The sequence below is a fragment of the Stenotrophomonas sp. STEN020 genome (assembly GCF_056760195.1).
In genome coordinates, this window is sequence record NZ_JBRREI010000002.1 from 14,934 (window position 1) to 31,644 (window position 16,711).

Sequence of the window (16,711 nt, forward strand, 5' to 3'; positions counted from 1 at the left end):
CCGCGCGTCTTGCAGGGAATCTGAACTAGCTGCCCGTTTGCCACGTAGTGACTGCCCGTTGCATCGACCAGGCGGTTGGTCAGTGACCCGTGTCTTCGCCAGCAGCGTCCGCCGTAGCGTGCGTTGTCCCGGGCTTGTGATGCGCCGGTGCGTAGATGGTGTAGAGCTGCATAGACGCTTGGCCGATATTGGAGATGTTGTGCCAGGTCCCGGCGGGCACCAGCACGCACCATCCATCGGACACCTCTTGGTCGAAGGTGAGTTCATCCTTCTGCGGCCCCATCTGGATCCGACCCCGTCCACCGTCGAGCCGGAGGAACTGATCGGTATCGGCGTGCATCTCGAGGCCAATGTCGCTTCCCGGTGGAATGGACATCAGGGTCAACTGCAGATAGCTGCCACTCCATCTCACCGAACGATAGTTCGGATTATTGATGGTCTCACTCTCGAGATCGAACGCATGGGGCGCTGGGCCCAAGTCTGGAGTCTTCACGATCTCTCGTCCCAATGAATGAAGGTGGCGCCTACTGCCCCTTTCCTTCGCAGTGCCGAAGTTTGCGGGTGCAGGAAAGATGCGCTGCGCGGAGTGCGCAGTTACCTCGCTTCCAGCAAATACGCGACAATCTCCCCTCGCTTCTTCGCGTCTTGAACTCCCCGCGGGAAAAGGCCGCCCATTCGATTTCCAGGAATAAGTTCCTTGGGCTTCTCGATATGACTGGCGAGGTTCTCTGCGGTCCAAATCACTTCGGAGCTCGACATCGCAGGGGAGTATGCGTATCCGGCTGATGTCCCGGCCTTTCGGCCCGCCACGCCTGCCAGGGAAGGGCCTATCCCGCTTTCACCTGGGGTCATTGAGTGGCAAGAGGAACAATAAATCTCGAACGTGACCTTGCCGGCTGCCACGTCGCTGTCCGTATCCTGCGCTACGCCGACGACGTCGCCGCCCGCCTCCTGGGCTCCGGCGCCGCCGTGCCTGGCGGCACCGGCTTCAGGCTCGCCGACGATGATGTCCTTTGGAGCCGTTGCCTGGGCGTTGGGGCCGAGCGCCGGGTAAGCGTAGCTATATACCCAATCCGACTGCATCGCCGGAACGTGGCAACCTTTGCAATCCGTCTGGTAATTGCTCGATATCTGCTTCTTGGTGGCTGGATCAAACTCTGCCCAACCCCAACCATCACCCCACAGCGGATTCGATGGAAAGCGTTCGTTTGCATCCTTGACCATCAGAAACCACGTTTTGGTCTCATTGGCCCAGAACGCGTTACCGGTTGTATGTTTGGAGCCAACGGCCAACGTGACTTCCTTGACCAGCACGGCGCCATCAAGGAATCTGCCGGTCTCGTTGAAGTTAACCACGTCAATGGGGCGTGCATAGACGGAGTGGATGTCTGCCACTCCGCCATCACCCGTGACCGCCCAGGACCCAATGAACACAAACCCGCTTGGGAAATTGGCCGGAAACCCGATGTCTCCCGTTTTGCTGACGAAAGACGAGTACGGGTCCAGTTCCGCCTGTACGGGGTCACTCTGTTTGCATCCCCCTGCGCAAAGCAGTGCGGCGATCGCGACAATGCTCCCCGCTGCCATCCGCGAACCGATTCTGCTCATGCGACTCGCCCCCACTTCGTTCCCGCGCGCTCCCCATCCCGCGAAGAGGGCAGTCCATAACAGCCCTCTTCGCATGGACGATGCATGTCAGTTCGCAGCGACAGGCAGAGGTAGCGGGGCGAGGATCGATTCGTAGAGTTTGACGTAGACCATGTCTTCGTCGGCGTTGGCGATGTGGCAACCAGCGCACTCACCAACCGGCTTGACGGCTGCTTCCGCAAGATACGGGGGGGGTGCGTGATTGAAGTTGAAGTAGCCCCAATTGTTTGTATCCGCGAAGCGCTTGCTGTCTTTCACGGAGACATCCAGACCATTGACCGCACCTGGGAAGTAGCCGCGACCAGAAGGCAAAACGCGCGAGCCATCGGGGAAATCGCCTTTGGGATCGTCAACCAGTTGCAGTTCCTTGATCATCATCGTGCCTTCCGGCCACTTTCCGGTTTCCCGGTATGCCTTGAACGCCGCCGGCTGGACGTAGACATTGTGGAATTCCGGGAAGTTCGATTTTCCATCATTCAGGCCATGCGGTGTCAAAGGAGCTCCGATGAAGACCATCTCCCGGAAATCCTTGGGTTGGATCAGATGCCCCTCGGGCGACCAGACCGGCGGGATATCAATCTCCGGGTAGGCTGGATCCGATCCAAGCCCCGATGCCGGAGCGGGGGCCGCAGCCGCGACCACAGGAGCGGCCGACGCCACGCTGGGCTCTGCCGCTTGATTTGTGCATCCCGCAAGTACGAGGAATGACATCGACAGCGCGATGCATCCAAGACCGTTTTGGAATCTTGAGTGGTTGATGCTCATGGAAGTACTCCCCTAGTGGGCGCGACAGAAACGAGCGCACGCTGACTACTGAGAAGCGCCATCTCTAAGTCAAATAGTGCAAACGCATTGGAACGATGCCTTTAAAACATAGTCGGCTGCTTTCCGCTTCCAAACACGATTGCTAGCTCATAAGACGCTCCTTATGCGCCCTTGCTTGAGGGCTCCCTGGACACAATTGGGCGTATGTTTCAGGCGCGATGATCTGAGGTAATGTCGGGCGTGACCCGCTCTAGGAGAGTCCAATGCATATGACTGGCAGTCCCGTCTCGCCCGAGCAAGGCGAGAGTGATCGCGACAACGTTGTCCTACGCTGCGAGCGGTATCGAGAGGCGTTCTTGTTGTTGTTGAATGCGCCCTTTGAAGATCTGGACGACAGCCTGATGCGCATGTTGGCCGTGCTGGCGACCACCCTGGACGTCGACCGTGTTGGTCTGTGGCTGTTCACCGATGCTCCTCGCGGCATCCAGTGCGCCCACCAGTGGGACCGAGAGGTGGGTGGACCAGTTGTACCTGATGTCTTTCTTGCGAAGGACTATCCCCACTATTTTTCTGCCATCTCTAGCGAACTTCTGATTACGGTGACGGATACGCGCACGGACGCACGTACAAGCGAACTGTCACAGGACTACCTCGAGCCTCTTGGAATTCTCTCGCTGCTCGACGTCCCCGTTCGTGCGTTTGGTCGTTACCTGGGCGTGTTGTGCCATGAGCACAGGGGCACGACGCGACTGTGGACGGCGGAGGAGCAACACTTCGCCTCTGGCGTCGCCAATCAGATTGCGCTGGCTCATGAAAGGCATCAAGCAAGCAAGACCCAGCGGGAACTACTTTGGCGCTGTACTCATGATGAGCAGACGCAGCTTCCCAACCGGGCTTACCTTGATGGCGCGTTGCATGCCGCCGCGTCAGAGAACACTTCCGGCGTCACCTTAATTGTTACGTCTGTCGATCAATGCAGTTACCTGTTAGGCGCTTTAGACAATAGGACCATGGCCACCGTGGCGCAGCAGATTGCACAACATTTGCTGCGCGTGGCACCCGGTGATTGGCGCGTAACCAGGACGGCCCCAAATGAATTCGCGCTTCTCACTCAGAATAGCGATGCTGTCACGCTTACTCATGCGCTCCACACCTTGTCGGCTGCACTGAAACTTACAGTACAGGTTGGCAGGCAGCGCGTTCCTCTGACATGGAGTTCGGGCTACAGCCAACGAGAGCTACTGGCGCCAGATGACGTCAACGCGTTGATCAGCGAGGCGCAGCTGGCATCCGGCGCTGCGCACATGTCCGGCGGAAATTGCTTGGTTCAGTTTGATTCCGCGATGCGATTACGCCTGGCCGCACAGCTTGAGCTCGAACAGGAAATGCGAGATGGATTGGAAGCTGCGGAGTTTAGGCTTTTCTTTCAGCCTGTATTTAAGCTCGAGTGCGGAACTTGCGTGGCGGTAGAAGCCCTTCTTCGTTGGCAGCATCCGGAGCGAGGAGTGATTTTTCCTGATGCATTTCTTCCAGTCGCGCTTTCTTCTGGTCTTATCCTTGACCTAAGCCGGTTTGTCGTTCGGGAGGCATGCCAAAGTATCTCGAAGCTTCGCCAGCAGTCGGGGCTCACCGACTTGCAGATAGCAATCAACATGTCGGCTCCAGAGATCGTGGTCCCAGGCACCGTTGAACTCTTGGCTGACGAGTTGACTCGCGCGAATGTCACACCAGAGTCCCTGACGCTTGAGATTACCGAGTCCGCCTTGATACTCGATCTGGGCCGGGCTGCAGACGTGCTGTCCAGTATTCGTAACTCTGGGATCAAGGTTAGCTTGGATGACTTTGGCACAGCCTACTCGTCACTGTCCTGGCTTCGACAGTTGCCGATCGACAACGTCAAAATCGATCGCGGCTTCGTGGCAGGCATGATCGATGACCACCGTGATAGAGCAATCGTCGAGGGCATAGCCGCTCTGACAAGGTCTTTTGGGAGAGAGGTCATCGCAGAGGGCATTGATACGGTTGAGCAGCTTGCCGCACTGCGGGCTATTGGCGTGGAGTTTGGCCAAGGCTATCTTTTCTCTCGGGCAGTGCCGCTGGAGGAGTTCGTACCGACATTGCTGCACAGCTGCGAAACACTATTCTCCCCTGCCCCCGGAGCGCCACCCGGCTAGATGCTAGGGCGTTGACGCGCCCCCTGGCTATCCGCTGCCCGCCATGGACGGCCGGCACGCTGCGCGTATGCAGCGTCTGACTTGATTGTGGGTGCTGGTCGAGGTGGACCAGGCCGCTGAAGGTGACCGCGGCCTAGCTCATGTATCTGGCTACGGTCGCCTTCGGCCATAACCGGACTGGTTGCCGCGTCGTGCACCAATTCAAGGCGCCGCGGCTGTCTTAGGTCGCGAATGGTCCGGACAGCGCCCGAACTACGGAACGTAAATGCGAGTCTCGTAATTTACGAGAATCCGCCGCCAATTCCGTGATTGGACGTAGGATATTGTCCATGAGAGATTTTCCGGCGAGATTGAGGCAGCCATCGCTCCGTTGGAGGTCCGAGCGCAGAGTCGCCTCCCGACTCGAAGTGGTCATCGGGCACACGCGACGGCTGTAACTTCGTGCCGCCCTTCAGCGGCTGTGTATTTCGGCCCGGTTGAGCAACGAATCCGTTTGACGTTGACCACAGTCGGATCAGTTGCTGGTGCTGACCGGGGCCAGGTCTTGTTTCAGGCCACATCCGCTTCCGACCCGAAGCGGACATTCTCGTGCGCTGATCGCAGTTACCATCGTTGCCGGCAGATAGAATCGACATCGACACTAAGTGCTAGGTACAGAAAGCTATGACGACCGAAGCAGAAACGCTCGCAAACATCCTTCAGTGGTCTTCTGATAGTCCGGCCTGGCAGCGCGACGCACTGCGCCGACTGGCTACGCAACAGGTTCTAGGGCCAGCCGAAACTGACGAACTGGCTTCCATCTGCAAGGGCGACAATCCGGCGGCCCCGCTGGAACCGGGCCACCTTCGAGGCCCGAGCCGAGATCAGGGGGAGGTGTATCTGCGGCAGGTGCATGGCGTCCGGCATATCAATGCTCTGGCGCCCGACCAACGGCTGACGCTGCACCGTGTTGGATTGACGATCATCTATGGCGACAACGGTTCGGGAAAATCCGGCTACGCGCGGATTCTGAAGAAGGTGTGTCGCGCCCGTACGCTTGGCCGAGCCGAGGAAATCATCCCCGGCATCTATGACGCTGAACCAGGCACGCCGTGCGCCACGATTGAGTACGCCATTAGCGGCCAGAACCGCACGTGCGCTTGGCAGCTGGGGCAGGCAGCTGATGCTGCTCTTTCAGGCATCAGCGTGTTTGATTCCCGCACCGCGAACGTCCACGTTGATGAAATGAATGACGTGGCTTACACGCCGTTCCCGCTCAGACTGTTGGGCGATCTGGCGCAGCTCTGCAAGTCGGTTAAGGACAAGCTGGCAGTCGAGATTGCGCAGATAAAGGCGCAAACGCCCGAAGCAATCAGGACGCCGGTATGCAGCCTAGACACAGCGGTGGGCAAGTTCATGGCTCGGCTCGCCGCCAATACTGCGCCGGCGACCGTCGAGGCGTTGGCCACGCTCACACAGGCAGAGCAAGACCGACTGGCGCAGCTATCAGCAGACTTGGCTGGTGATCCAGCTCGCGTGGCGCGCCAGCTTATTGCATTGAAAACCAAGATTGAGGGGCAGATTGCACGCCTGGATCGGCTGTTTGCCTCGATCAGCGAAGATAACGCCAATAGCCTGCGCCGTCTTGCTGTTGATTGCGACGCCGCTTTTCGGGCCGCAGAAGCTGCGTCCAGCGCGATTTTCCGCGACGAACCGTTGCCGCAGATTGGTTCGGAGGTTTGGCAGGCGCTATGGGTCAGCGCCCGAGCATTCTCTGAGGTGGAGGCCTATCCCGAGCTGCAATTCCCCGTGACAGAGCCCGGCAGCGTTTGCCTGCTTTGCCAGCAGGAACTGACGCCGGTAGCCGCTGATCGTCTCAATCGCTTCGAGGTCTTTGTGCGCAACGACAGCCAGAAACGCGCCGAGGCTGCCCGCATCGCTTATGACCGGGCACAGGCGACGTTCAAGGGCGAAGCTGTTCGGCTGGCCGAGCTTGAGAGCATTGTGGTGACCGTCCGCGACGAACTGCGTCAGGAGGACTTGGCGCTCGAGATCAGGGGTGCGGCCATGCGCGCCTTGTGGCGTCATCGCCAAATCAGGCGACGCCACGCAAATCCAAGCGCCGCCTTTGACGTGCCCATTACGCATTATGCGCGTCAGGCACTAGTCGATCGAGCAGCGGGCGTTGAGACGCGGGCGAATGCCCTTGCAGCAGAGGCGGGCTCCCCAGCTCATGCTGTGTTAATTGCCGAAAAGACCGAGCTTTTGGATCGGCAATGGCTTGGTGGCATCAAGGCCGATGTTATGGCCGAGATTGGACGCAAGAAGAAGATTGAAGAGCTCGAGGAGGCCCAGCGGAGCACTGCTACCAACCGCGTCACCATAAAGAGCACTGAGGTCGCTCAGGCATTGGTGACGGACGCGCTACGCGCACAGTTTGCTAGCGAGGTGGCGAGATTCGAGATTGCTGACCTCGCTGTGGAACTTCGGCAGCAAAACAGCGCTCAGGGCATTCCGCGCTTCAAGGTCGCACTTACTCGGAAGCCCACGGCCGCGGTGGGGCAAGTCTTGAGTGAGGGCGAACATCGCTGCGTTGCGTTGGCCGCGTTCATGGCCGAACTCGCCACCACCGAGAACAAGTCCGGCATCGTCTTTGATGATCCCGTTTCCTCGCTCGACCACATGCACCGGGAGGCCGTGGCTAAACGCTTAGTTGCTGAGGCTGCTCATCGCCAAGTCATTGTCTTCACGCATGACTTGGCGTTCCTGTTCGAGTTGAATAGCGCGGCTGACGATGCGCAGCCCAAGCCGATGGTTGCAATTAGCTCCATCAGCCGGGGCACTGATAAGGCGGGCTTTTGCCGCAGCGAGCCACCATTCAAAGCGCGTCGGGTCAGCGATATCACCACAAGCCTGAGAAATCAGCTAGCGGGTGAACGCTACCATTTCGAACAAGGCAGTCAAGACGAGTGGCGAAAGACTGTCAAATCCATCGCGACAACGTTACGGGATACGTGGGAGATTGCGGTCGAAGAAGCTGTCGGTCATGTTATCCGGCGACTGTCCAACAAAGTGTCGACGCCTGGCTTGGTCAAGTTGACCGCGATCACGGTTCTAGACTGCGAGGCAATGCGGGACGGCTTTGGTCGCTGTTCCGAACTACTGCATAGCGCCGCCGCTGCGTTGAATCGCCCGCTACCTAGGCCAGACGCTCTAACAGCCGAGATCGAAGCTTTGGCGACCTGGGCGGACAGCCTTCGGCAGCGCCAGGCCGCAGCGAGATTGTCTTGAGCTACTGATAGCACCCGAGAGTTAGCGATGACTCAAAGGCCAGAGCATGTCCGCTCTTGGCCGGAAGCGGAAGTCGGCGCCCTTGGCGGTACCAGTCGCCGCTGCTCCAGCGTGCCGGCTCAGTCAACACCAGAATCGCTGGTCAGCGCATCCCGGCGCAAAGTTCAAAGTCGACCAGCGCCCGCAGCGGCACCTGAAGTGCCATTTCACGTGGTAGTCGCGCCACAGAAGCGAGGCACGCGCGTGCCCCTCCTAAGGAATCCGCGTGAGTCGGCCCGCCCAGTCCGCTTCGCTCCAGAGAGGAACAAGTGAGTCGTACGCCATAGCCGCCGCGCGGCCCGATGCAATCTCGACATCGGAGGTCGCGTATTCTCCCCCAGCCACGGCTTCGTACTCAGAAATGCCGCTGAGGATACGCTGACACTTGGTGTGGTTCCGGGTAAGAATGAACTGCACTGGACATCGAAGATGTCGCAGAAACTCCAAAGGGGTCGGTGCATCGCCGGCCCATAGTCGAATGATCTCACCGCCAGGAGTTCTAATCGGCTCTTGTCCCGCGCGCATTCCGACCTGGCCAATGACCGGGAGGTGGAGAAACCGCTTGATCATCGACGAATCGGCAAATAGAACCCCGTCGACGCCGTCCGGTACCGAGTACTGAAGGTTGTTGATGACACAAGGCACAAGCAGTTTCCCGCGGGCCTCCGGCAGTTGATCATCGAGCATGTCCGGATGTTTCAGAAGCCCATCAACCAACCGGCGGACTTGCCTGGCGTGGCTGACACTTTCCTGCCGCGCATGATAGGCCAGCTGAATAACCCCGCCTGAGAGGGTGTGATTCTTGCACTCGAACAAGAAACAGAAGTTCTCCCAGACCATTAGCGCGTCGTAGTCGTATTCTTCCTTGTCGCGCTTCTTCGTGAAGTGGGCGACCTTGCGGCCGGGCCCCTGGATTTCTTTTCTAAGACGCTTCTCGAACTCGGTTCCTTTGCGTTGAACCGTTGCGCCAACCCCGTTGAGCGCCGAAACAATGATTGGGCCAAGAATCCCATTCCGTTGGCTCGGCGCGACGAACAAGTAACGGTCCTCGCCCACGCGAATGAACGGATGGTCGTAGATGTCGCTGCGTCGGCTCGTAAGGCAGCAGTGGCTGAGGAAGCGGTGAGCGGCGGTCTCGCTCAGCCCACCACGGGTCAAGTACTGAACGATCTCAGCCTCTGCCAACTGCGGGCACGGGTGGTCGGTGGCTGCAGTCACGATTTCTGCGGCGAGTCGCCGCAGGATCGCGTAGCCGCGCAGCCACTCCATGAGCGTTAGGCCGGCATATTGCTTCGTATCATTCTGCACGTCGTACGAGTAGTACTCAAATAGCGTATAGAGCCCATGCTTTTCCTCGAATGAGACAAAGGCCGCCGGCGCCAGCGGCGTGTGCTCGTCTAAACTGGGGTCAGCACCTCGGTACCCGCTCGCCAGCATCTCGAAGTACTGCTGATGGGTGCGCGCGAGTAACCGATCGTTAGCAATGTAGTCAACCAACTCCACGTCGTGGTTGGGCTCAACATCCAGGATGGACGTGATCCCGGCCGGAGTATTTTTCGGCAGCGGCGGTGGCACATATTCGAACGGGCGATGGTCAAAGCGGGCACGGACCTGTGCCCGCTCCCAGCCGCCCCATGCTGCGGCAAAGCTCAGCACCGATTGCACAGCCTCTATCTCGTCGATTGACGGACGGTGGAGCGCGCTCGGCAGCACGACCTCGCCAGCCTTGTTCAACCAGCTATTCTGGTACGCGAGGAGCAGCACCGTTGCGCCCATGGCCTTGAGAACACCGAAAAGCTCCGTGTCCGGATTGACAATGCGGCCTCCAATCGAAAAGTTGCTTTTCACCCGCAACTCGGGACCCTTGTCCATGTCCTGTTGTGCGCCTTTCTCAAGCATCTCCAGCATTTGGCACGCAAAGGCCGTGGCGGCAGCCACCTGTGTGATCGGCGGCAGGGCCGCTCCCGCCGACTTTCCCGTCTGATCGAGTATTTTTGCGAAGTTGATGTCGACGGTATTCAACAGATCCGGGAGCGCCTGCAGCGTCGCGGCCGCATCGGCATCGAGACTGGTGAGCGCCAGAGCTACATTCGCTATGAACGACTTTCGTTGCGCGGGCCAGTCTTTCTTGGTGCCATGCTTGTCGAGCAACGACTCACTCTTCCACAGCGTATCAACCACCTCTTTGGCCGTACGGCTTCCGCTTGGCTGCACGAACCCGGCCACGGCCGTGGCGTCCAGCCGACCGATGGCCTTCTCGAGTTCCGAGCCTTTTAGATCTTCCATTCACAATAGTCCTGATTTGGGTGATGTGCAGTGCTGCGACTATTTGCCAGAGAGTGCTTCGGTTATATCCATACACACGGCAGACGACCAGAATGTAGGACGTCGGAGCAGGTTAGAGATCGTCCTAGGCGGCCATACGACGACCTCAGGACTGCCACCTCGCCCAGCAAGTCCCGTTAGCGAAGGCTGCGGATGCCTAGTCCGCTATCTTCCGGAAGCGGGTGTCTGCGGCCCGGATCCGACATGCTGGTCGCCAGTACCCCCGCGGGAAGGCTCACTCAACACTAGAATCCCTGGCCCGCTATTGCCGGCGCAAAGATTGAAGTCGAGCAGCGCCTGCAATGTGTGTGAGCTCGGCGCCATTACCTGTCCAAATTGACCGTTCCCCCGGCGGGCTAGGAGGCCGCGCGACCCCCTCGGCGAGCGACTTTCTCGGGCGCGACGGCGCCTGGCAGTTAGCGCGTGGGGACTTGCGTAGCGGAGTCTGGCTTCTCTGGTCCGGCCGAATTTTAGGTCGAGCCGCAGAGGCCTCTCGGACCCCAGCGGGGGTCAGCGGCCTCTATCTGCTTATGTCCGCCCTCATTGACAGACGGACCTTTTCAACCATGCCTGTCTGTCCAAGTGTCGCGGAGCGTGACAGTGCGATTAAACACCGGCTTGCCGGCGGTGTGATCGCGGCGATCTCCAACAAAGAAGCCCAGTCGTTCGAACTGTAGCTGTGTCTCTGGACCAACAGGGGCCGCTGACGTTTCAACAAAGCCCGAGGCAACGCGTACAGACAGCGGATTGAGGAATTCGCGGTACGTCTTGCCGTCTTTGTCGTTGTCCGGATCCCGAACTGAGAAAAGTCGATCGTAGAGTCGGAACTCTGCCGGCACCCCGTGTTTTGCACTCACCCAGTGTATTGTTCCCTTCACTTTGCGGCTTGCGCCGGGCATTCCGGGGCGCGAGTCAGGGTCTAGCGTGCAGCGCAGCTCTTGGACTAGGCCGTCCGCCGTCACAACGTCGTGGCACTTGATCAGTCCTACCCCACGCAGTCGGACTTCCTTATCTCGCGCCAGCCGGTGAAAGCCTGGCGCTGGTACTTCCGCGAAGTCTTCCCTATCAATCCATATTTCTGGCGAGAAAAGGACGGTCCGCTCGCCGAACGCGGAATCCTTGGGATGATTTTGGAACGCGACCTCGCTCTCATGACCCTCATCGAGATTCGTGATGATCAGTTTTAGCGGATCAACGACCGCGAATCTTCTCGCGCAGGTGACGTCCATGATCTCGCGAATGCAGCCCTCCAGCACCGAGTAGTCAATCAGGGAGTTCTGTTTGCTGATGCCGACTCGTTCGGCCAGCAGACGCAGCGCCGCCGGCGGGCAACCGCGGCGGCGCAGACCCTGCAGGGTTGGCATGCGCGGGTCGTCCCAGCCCGATACCAGGCCGTCTTCCACCAAGGTGAGCAGCTTTCGCTTGCTCATGACGGTGTAGCTGATGTTCAAGCGCGAGGATTCGATTTGTCGCGGTTTCGCGACCGGTGCGGCCAAGCCTGCGTCGAGGACTGACTGGTAGAGCTCCGGGTTTCGCACCAGGTCCACGTTGTCCACGAACCAGTCGTACAGCGGCCGGTGGTCTTCGAACTCCAGCGTACAAAGCGAATGGGTAATGCCTTCCAGGGCATCGCTCAGGGAGTGCGCGTAGTCGTACATCGGGTAGATCGGCCAGGCGTTTCCGGTGTTCTGGTGCTCGACGTGCTTGATCCGGTAGATGGCTGGGTCGCGCAGGTTGATGTTGCCGCTGGCCATGTCGATCTTGGCGCGTAGGGTGCGGGCCCCATCGGGGAACTCACCGGCGCGCATACGGCTGAACAGGTCGACGTTCTCTTCGACGCTGCGGTCGCGGAAAGGCGAGTTGCGGCCCGGTTCGGTCAGCGTGCCGCGGTATTCGCGCACCTGCTCGGCGGTGAGGTCGCAGACGAAGGCCTTGCCGTCGCGGATTAGCTTGAGCGCGCTGAGGTAGAACACCTCGAAATAGTCCGACGCGTGGCGCAACTCGGCCCATTCAAAGCCCAGCCAGCGCACGTCCTCCTTGATGGCATCGACGTACTCGGGGTCTTCCTTGGCCGGGTTGGTGTCGTCGAAGCGCAGGTTCACCTGGCCGCCAAATTCCTGGCCGATGCCGAAGTTCAGGTAGATGGCCTTGGCGTGGCCAAGGTGCAGATAGCCGTTGGGCTCGGGCGGGAAGCGGGTGCGAACGGTGGCATGGCGACCCGTGGCCAGGTCCTCTCGGATGATCTGGCGGATGAAGTCCTTCTTTTTCAGTGAGTTGGCGTCAATGGGAACGGGAGTCGAGGTCATGCGGCCGGCCAGGTGGTTGGGTGAGAGGGGTTGGCGGGTGGTCTGCCGTCTTTCTGGCGTCCCCACCCGCCCCGGAGCCCAAAACCGAACGTCCGGGCGCCTCAGAGCAGGGTATCCGTCGCCCTGGGGCACAGCAATATGCGCCGCGCACATAGTTGCTCTATTTCAGGTATTATGTGCGTGGCGCATATATATGGCTGAATGCCGATGCGTCTTCACCTACGCGTCAGGACGCTTCGCAGCGAGGGCCAGAGGGCTATGGAACTCCATCAGATCAGCTACTTCATCCACTTGGCAGAAACGCTCAACTTCACGAACGCTGCGAAGCTGAGTGGTGTTTCCCAACCCAGCCTCACCCGGGCAATTCTCCGCCTGGAGCAGGAACTCGGGGGGGCCCTGATCTATAGAAAGGGGAAAAACAGCCGACTTACGGGATTGGGACAGCACGTCGAACTAGAGTTCCGGCGAATGCTAGTTGCGCTGGAGAGCGTGCGGCAGCACTCCGACAATTGGGCGCAGGGAAAACATCAAGTTCTTGATATCGCGGTTGCGCCGACCGTGGGGGCGACTACTTTCGTCCCATTCCTTCTCAGTGCGCTGGAACAGATTCCGTCCATCGAGTTCAAGTTGCATTCGCTCAAATCCAGCGAAGACGTCTCGGGTTTGATGTCGGGAAGGTATCACGCGTGCATATTCCCGCAGAGTTCGAGGCCTGACATTAGGTTGTCCGTTGTACCCCTGTTTCGGGAGCGCCTGGTGCTGGGCTGCGCAGCGGATCACCCATTGGCTGCATTTGACACCATCCGCGCTGAAGACTTGGTGGATTATCCGTTCATTGATCGGCTTAACTGCGAGTACCGCGGGCAGATCCAGGATCACTTCACCAGACGAGAAGTCGTTATGCGACCCCGCTTCCGGACAGACCGGGAAGATTGGGTCCAGCGCGTCGTAGCTCAGAGCAGGGCCGTCTGCATTCTCCCGGAGCGGTCCGTTGCAGTTCCTGGCATGGTCACTCGACTGATCGAAGGCCTCACGTTGGAGCATGATCTCGTCATGGCGATGGCCACAGGATCCGCTACACCCGTCGAGCTAAAGCAGTTTGCCCAGTTCGCATCCAACTACGAATGGCACTGATTGATGATCCATGTGCATAGGCGTCATGGCGTCGATGCTCGCAGTGCATGAGAACTACCCGCCAGCCGTGGGATAGGACTCAAATCCGCGTGTATCAACATTCTGCGGGGATTGAGGTGCCCGCCGCCATCGAGATCGCGGCGAGCACCAGCTCCTTGTGGATCGTTGCCCTGACCGCCAAGCTACCTGCTTCGGGTCGACACCGACCACGCGGCTCAGGCCGCTCCAATGCGGGCAATGACCTTGATCTCGAAATCGAAACCCGCGAGCCAATTGACGCCGAGGGCGGTCCAAGTCGGATAGGGCGGGGCCGAGAAGACTTCGTTCTTCACAGCAAGGACCGTGTCGAACTGCTTTTCGGGGTTGGTGTGGAAGGTGGTCACATCAACGATGTCATCCAGGGTGCAACCGCCGGCTTTCAGGGTCGCCTGAAGGTTGGCGAATGCCAATCGCACCTGCGCCTCGAAGTCGGGCTCGGGCGAACCATCGCTGTGGCTACCCACATGGCCCGAAACGAAGAGGAAATCGCCCGATCGGATGGCGGCGGAGTAAGAATGCTGGATGAAAAGCTCATTCCGGCCGGCCGGAAACACGGCTTCACGTGTGGTCATCGGGAGTTGTCCTGTGGTGGGAGAGGGATTGCGGGTACGTAGCGGTCACTCTAGGCGCTCGTAGCGACCGGATAAACGAGCCAAAGCCGGCATCACTGTTTGTAGAATCAGAACAATCCCGCCATTACCCGGAGCCGCGCATGGACCGAATAGATGCGATGCAGGCCTTCGCCCGCGTGGTGGAGACCGGCAGCTTCACCAAGGCGGCCGAAACACTGCAGACGAACAAGACCCGCGTGACCCAATTGATCCAGCAATTGGAGACGCGCCTGCGCGTGAAACTGCTCCACCGCACCACGCGAAAGGTCAACGTAACCGCCGATGGAGCCGCGTACTACGAGCGAGTCGTACGCCTACTAGCCGACTTCGACGATGCCGAGACCAGCCTCTCTGCGGAATCCGCCGTGCCGCGTGGACGACTACGCGTGGACGTGCCGGCGCCGTTCGCCAGCCTGGTGCTGGTGCCGGCCCTACCCGACTTCCACGCGCGCTACCCTGACATCCAGCTCGACCTTGGCGCCAGCGACCGCAAGGTGGACCTGATCGATGAGAACGTGGACTGCGTCCTGCGTGGTGGCGAACTCACCGAGCTGTCGCTGCGCGCCCGCCATGTCGCAGACCTACCGTTGGGTGTCTACGCAGCGCCCGCCTACCTGGCCCGGGCCGGCACGCCAGCTTCCCCGCAGGCCTTGGACGACGGCCAGCATGTCGTTATCGGCTACCGCGGCTCGCGGGCCGGCACTCCGCTGGCCCACACGCTGCACCGGGGCGATGAGCGCCTGCAGGTGCGCGGCCGCCTGGTGCTTACGGTGGATGATGGCAACGCCTACCTCGCCGCCGGCGTGGCGGGGCTGGGGGTACTGTGGTTGCCGACGTACATGGCGAGCGCTCCCCTGGCCCGCGGAGAGTTGGTTCCGCTGTTCGAAGACTGGCAGCTCGATCCGATGCCCCTCTACTTGGCCTTTCCACCGAACCGGCACGTAAGCCTGAAGCTGCGCGTGTTCATCGATTGGATCGTCGAGCTGATGGCGCGTCGCGGCCCAGGAACGATGCGCATGCCATAGCCTGGCGCTATGCCCCTTCAGGCAGGTTGGCTATGCCTTTCCAATCCGAATGTCCACGACCGACCCCAGTTTGCCACTCCGGCGTGTCCGCCCGTGAGGCCGGTCGCCGTTGGCAGTAGTTGGCAGTGCTAGCGAGCTACTTGGGGAGAGTCGCCATGAGGTTTTTGCTTTGCTGCGCCTTGTCGGCGGGGCTATTTCTCTCCGCCTGCTCGGCCACCCAACCCGTGCGTCCAGATGAAGTCGGGTCAATTGAGCCCACGCGGAACGTAGTCGTCATAAGGGGGCTCGAAGGGGATGGTGATGTCCAACGGGCACCCCCTGCCGTCGTGCGCCGCTTGGAAGTTGAGGAGCGCAACAGCCGATACCTTGGTCGCCTGCAAGCGGTAGATCCTCCCGATCTCCACGTGCGGGTTGTCGATGTCGGTCAGGGTCTTTGCGTCGTCGGCCTTACGGCGGAGGGATACACGTTTCTCGTCGACGCGGGTCACTGGAACGGAACCGCCTGTGCCGACGGGGTGGACAAGCTCCTGCCGGACATGGGTCTGTCCATGGTGGTGCTTACCCACAGCGATGGAGACCACCTTGGTAACCTGCCACTCATCTTAGAATCGAGGGAAGTAGGCACACTACTGTGGACTGGCTACACGCCGCCGCACTGCACGCACGTCGGCGCCTCCGGATGCACCACCTTCTTCAATGCACGGGAGGCAATCGGCGAGGTCGCAGAGGATCAGTCATCCGTCCTCAACCTGAAAACAACGCCGCTCGCATCTGGCCAGGTGTTTGAGCTTGGCGAAGTGGAGATCACCTTCCTGGCGGGTTGGCACGAGTTCCCGGACGTGGGGCAAATGAGCCCTTCAGAGATCTCCAATGCTGTCTCCATCATGGTTCGGATCTCGCACGGCGGCAGATCGATCCTGGTGACAGGTGACGCTATTGGCCGGCCGTTGCGTGGGTCAGACGACGAAACGTGCACAGGCTCAGAGGGATGGGCCGTCGAGAACGTGGAAGAGGATCTGCTGAGCGCCGACGTCCTGATTGCTTCCCATCACGGAGGCAACAACGGTAGCGCGAAGTGCTTCATCACCGCGGTCGCGCCAGAGTTTGTCATCTTCTCTTCGGGAGGCGGGCACGGACACCCCCATCGGGAAACCGTTGCTCGCTTTCTTGCGGCGGGAATCCCGGAAGCGCATCTCCTTCGGACCGATCGGGGCAGCAACAGCGCGAGCGACGCCGAGGAGGGGGAATGGGCCGAGACGTCCGTGCCGGCATGTGGGGATGGGTCGAAGGACGATGACATTGACATCCTCTTCGGTAGCGATGGCGGCATCACAACTTCGTATGTGGGGCCCAACCGTTGCAAGTAGCGCCGAACC

General features: G+C 59.9%; 11 protein-coding genes. 5 read left to right on the forward strand and 6 right to left on the reverse strand.

Going from position 1 to position 16,711, the window contains the following annotated elements:
- Positions 1–79 precede the first annotated feature (79 nt).
- The 3 genes from ACVOLZ_RS01310 to ACVOLZ_RS01320 all read right to left on the reverse strand — a co-directional run bounded on the left by ACVOLZ_RS01310 (position 80) and on the right by ACVOLZ_RS01320 (position 2,412).
- Positions 80–493 carry a cupin domain-containing protein gene (locus ACVOLZ_RS01310; protein ID WP_279704280.1) on the reverse strand — a complete coding sequence of 138 codons (414 nt, stop codon included), beginning with the start codon at positions 491–493 and terminating at the stop codon, positions 80–82.
- 101 nt (positions 494–594) lie between these two features.
- On the reverse strand, positions 595–1,608 hold the full coding sequence (locus tag ACVOLZ_RS01315) for a cytochrome P460 family protein (RefSeq protein ID WP_481514802.1): 1,014 nt from the start codon (positions 1,606–1,608) through the stop codon (positions 595–597).
- Between the two features lie 87 nt (positions 1,609–1,695).
- Positions 1,696–2,412, reverse strand: coding sequence for a cytochrome P460 family protein (locus ACVOLZ_RS01320; protein WP_481514803.1), 717 nt, complete (start codon positions 2,410–2,412; stop codon positions 1,696–1,698).
- 263 nt (positions 2,413–2,675) lie between these two features.
- Here ACVOLZ_RS01320 and ACVOLZ_RS01325 point away from each other — a divergent pair, with 263 nt between their 5' ends.
- Both ACVOLZ_RS01325 and ACVOLZ_RS01330 read left to right on the forward strand, forming a co-directional pair.
- Positions 2,676–4,586, forward strand: a complete 1,911-nt coding sequence (locus tag ACVOLZ_RS01325; protein WP_481514804.1) for a putative bifunctional diguanylate cyclase/phosphodiesterase — start codon at positions 2,676–2,678, stop codon at positions 4,584–4,586.
- Between the two features lie 663 nt (positions 4,587–5,249).
- A complete protein-coding gene (locus ACVOLZ_RS01330; RefSeq protein ID WP_481514805.1) occupies positions 5,250–7,856 on the forward strand; it encodes an AAA family ATPase in 2,607 nt (868 codons plus the stop codon).
- Positions 7,857–8,108: 252 nt separating this feature from the next.
- On the opposite strand, the gene ACVOLZ_RS01335 is transcribed toward ACVOLZ_RS01330, so the two are convergent.
- Positions 8,109–10,181: a hypothetical protein gene (locus ACVOLZ_RS01335; RefSeq protein ID WP_481514806.1), complete on the reverse strand. Its 2,073-nt coding sequence runs from the start codon at positions 10,179–10,181 to the stop codon at positions 8,109–8,111.
- Positions 10,182–10,780: 599 nt separating this feature from the next.
- The gene (locus ACVOLZ_RS01340; RefSeq protein ID WP_481514807.1) at positions 10,781–12,526 is read right to left on the reverse strand and encodes a glutamine--tRNA ligase/YqeY domain fusion protein; all 1,746 of its coding nucleotides are present in this window, start codon (positions 12,524–12,526) and stop codon (positions 10,781–10,783) included.
- Between the two features lie 258 nt (positions 12,527–12,784).
- Here ACVOLZ_RS01340 and ACVOLZ_RS01345 point away from each other — a divergent pair, with 258 nt between their 5' ends.
- A complete protein-coding gene (locus tag ACVOLZ_RS01345; RefSeq protein ID WP_481514808.1) occupies positions 12,785–13,660 on the forward strand; it encodes a LysR family transcriptional regulator in 876 nt (291 codons plus the stop codon).
- Between the two features lie 215 nt (positions 13,661–13,875).
- Here ACVOLZ_RS01345 and ACVOLZ_RS01350 read toward each other — a convergent pair whose 3' ends face one another.
- Positions 13,876–14,271: a RidA family protein gene (locus ACVOLZ_RS01350; RefSeq protein WP_005411430.1), complete on the reverse strand. Its 396-nt coding sequence runs from the start codon at positions 14,269–14,271 to the stop codon at positions 13,876–13,878.
- 140 nt (positions 14,272–14,411) lie between these two features.
- Here ACVOLZ_RS01350 and ACVOLZ_RS01355 point away from each other — a divergent pair, with 140 nt between their 5' ends.
- On the forward strand, positions 14,412–15,335 hold the full coding sequence (locus tag ACVOLZ_RS01355) for a LysR family transcriptional regulator (protein WP_005411431.1): 924 nt from the start codon (positions 14,412–14,414) through the stop codon (positions 15,333–15,335).
- Between the two features lie 155 nt (positions 15,336–15,490).
- On the forward strand, positions 15,491–16,702 hold the full coding sequence (locus ACVOLZ_RS01360; RefSeq protein ID WP_005411432.1) for a ComEC/Rec2 family competence protein: 1,212 nt from the start codon (positions 15,491–15,493) through the stop codon (positions 16,700–16,702).
- The last annotated feature ends 9 nt before the right edge of the window (positions 16,703–16,711 follow it).